Annotated in this window: 2 protein-coding genes; both read right to left on the bottom strand. The window is 36.3% G+C overall.

Annotated features, from left to right (window positions below; translation table 11 throughout):
- Positions 1-305: 305 nt before the first annotated feature.
- Positions 306-545 (bottom strand): hypothetical protein, encoded by a 240-nt coding sequence (locus KGF70_RS16715; RefSeq protein WP_011669001.1) that lies wholly within the window; start codon positions 543-545, stop codon positions 306-308.
- A gap of 3 nt (positions 546-548) precedes the next feature.
- Positions 549-1,334, bottom strand: a complete 786-nt coding sequence (locus KGF70_RS16710; protein ID WP_020923849.1) for a ParA family protein — start codon at positions 1,332-1,334, stop codon at positions 549-551.
- Positions 1,335-2,535 lie beyond the last annotated feature (1,201 nt).

The raw sequence follows: 2,535 nt of genomic DNA, 5'->3' as shown, positions 1-2,535 counted from the left end.
ATTTATTCAGATCTTTATGCCAATTGCATATCAAAAAGCACTACTCATTAATTTGAGTGGTGTTTTTTGATTGTCTAATAAAATTTTGATTTTATAACGTGATATAAACGCATTCTGCTTAATTTAAACGGACAAGTATACATCTAAAAGGTGAACGTGTTGTCTGAGAGCGCGTAATTATTTACTTTTTTCTTTGTTAGCATCGCTGGATTCCAAAGCCTGCATTTGAGTCGTAAGCGTATTTTGTTCAGATTAAATTAAAATTGTAAGTTACTTATTACAAGTTACAAGATACAGATTACAAGTTACTTGTAATCTGTATCTGGGTGACTCTTTTTATAGCTTCGAAGCCCACGCTTTATTATGTCATCTAAAATCTCAACCATTTTTGTATTTTCTTCGAAGGCAATTTTTCGAATATCATTGTAAAATGATTCTCTAACTCGTAATGGTTTTGTTTTTTCTTTTCGTTTAAAAGGAGAGTCGCCATCTTTTAATTGACTCTCTGCATCAATCTGATCTAAAAGACTTTTCTTTTCCGGCATATTCTACCCCTCCAACAGATTAATTCGTGATAGAGCTTCATCTAATACTACTTGATACATATATAAAGCCCTTTTGTCCCACATATCCTCATCTCTAATTCCACTTTTTCCGAAACGTTTAACACGTTCTCTTTGAAATACGTTCCCATGAAATAGGGCTTTTCCAAAGGCTTGATTAGCGGCTTTCAACACTTCATGATCGACAGGTCCGTCTTTTTTAACCAGATAGGCAATAATGCCAAGCAAATCAAATGATTTGTCATAGTCTTTTCTAAGCCCTTGAAGATAGCTTACAAATTTTAAAGAACTTGAGTAAGATTGCTCTTGAGTCTGCATAACCATAATTACGTAATCTGAGGCTAAAACGGCATTATTTGTATATGCTGATAGCGTTGGCGGAACGTCTATTAAAATATAATCATAATCATTTCTAATTTTTGTTAGCAAAGTTTTTAAAAATAGTGGTCGGTCACTTTTCTTATAATCTTCAAGCATATCAGGAAGCAAAGATAAGCTCCAATCACTAGGCATCAGATCAAGGTAATCTGTGACGTGTGCAATGGACTCAGATAAATCCAGATTCTTAATACCATCAGTTAAACTTTTGGAATTTTTTTGTTTGAATACAGGAAATGTTTTTTCTATAATTTCACTAGCATTTCCTTGTGGATCAAAATCAATTAATAAGGTTTTTCTATGGGCTTTATTTAATAGATAAGAAAAGGTTACACAAGTTGTTGTTTTTCCAACTCCACCTTTAAAGTTTCCTATCGTGATCGATGTGGTCATACAGGATCCTCCAGACTTGAACTTATTAGTTCATAGTCATTGTAATGCAACGAGCATAGCAATTCAACGTAAATATAAAGATACAAATTACAAGTATCAAATTACATGAAACTCGTTACAAATTACTTTTGTTATTTTTGCGATTTTTGTTTATAAACAAGCTGAATAGTGGTATGGTTAATTCATAAAATAGAACATAAAAAAACACCCACCGACTGGCATCGGTGAGCGCCACATAAAAGTCATCGCTGTTTAATGACTATTATATCATGGCCGGTGCGATTTTTAAAGCCCTAGGGGACAAGCTGGGGTCTAAATCCAAGGGGACACGTTTGCCAGTGCGACTTCAATAAGTCTGGCTATACCACAACAAGGTCATCTGTACGGCTGGGTGGTGAATGGTGAGCGCGACCATTAACGGCGCGGGTGGTAAAACGAAGCTTCGGCTTGGTGCCACTGATTAGTTGGTGATCGAACAAACATAAATACGTATTGCCAACGCCTATTAGGGCGTTTTTTAGTAGGTTAAACCGAAAACGTAGGTTTATAATTAGTGGTGGTAGCAATACCGCAATTGTACAGACAAGCGACGGGCGTTAACGACCGACGAACTAAGGGGAAACTTTTAGTAGTAGAATTGTACTCTGGTTCAGTTATTCCAAATAGCTGATTCCAGGGAACAATTCTGCGCTCAAAACGTCACTCCCTCTAAACTGAATGGAAAACCGTAAACCGTCAAGTCAAATTCCAAAGAAAAAAGAAAGTTGGTGGAATTGTTGGAATGTAAGGATTACATTATTCCATTGAATCCAGATGTGATCGTTAAGAAGACAATCTATCGGAGTTCTGCAAGAATTACTGATCGACAAAGGAACCAAGTGAAGAGAGTTTTGCGTAGTCAAGGGTATCAGGGAAGAATTAGTAGTATTCGATACACTCGGGTAAATTACAAGTATTCCTTTAAAGTATCCGTGAAGTATCAGGGGAGTGTCGGTAAGTTTTTGGTTAATACAAAGAATGAGACAGTTGAATTCAAGGGAATGGCCTAGACGTAATTTCAGTGAATTTCACAAACTCATTTTCCCCAATTAAAGCCAATCTGCGACCTATACCACTTCTTTTTTGGACAAGTTCACAATCAAAAAAGAACGTAATGTGGAAGTACCGCGGTGAATGTGGGTTACTTGGGATAAGCCGCCTT

This window comes from Lactiplantibacillus sp. 7.2.4 (genome assembly GCF_018991185.1).
Taxonomy (GTDB): Bacteria; Bacillota; Bacilli; order Lactobacillales; family Lactobacillaceae; genus Lactiplantibacillus; species Lactiplantibacillus pentosus.
The sequence above is the reverse complement of the archived record's forward strand: the minus strand, read 5'-3'. Positions and strand labels throughout refer to the sequence as shown.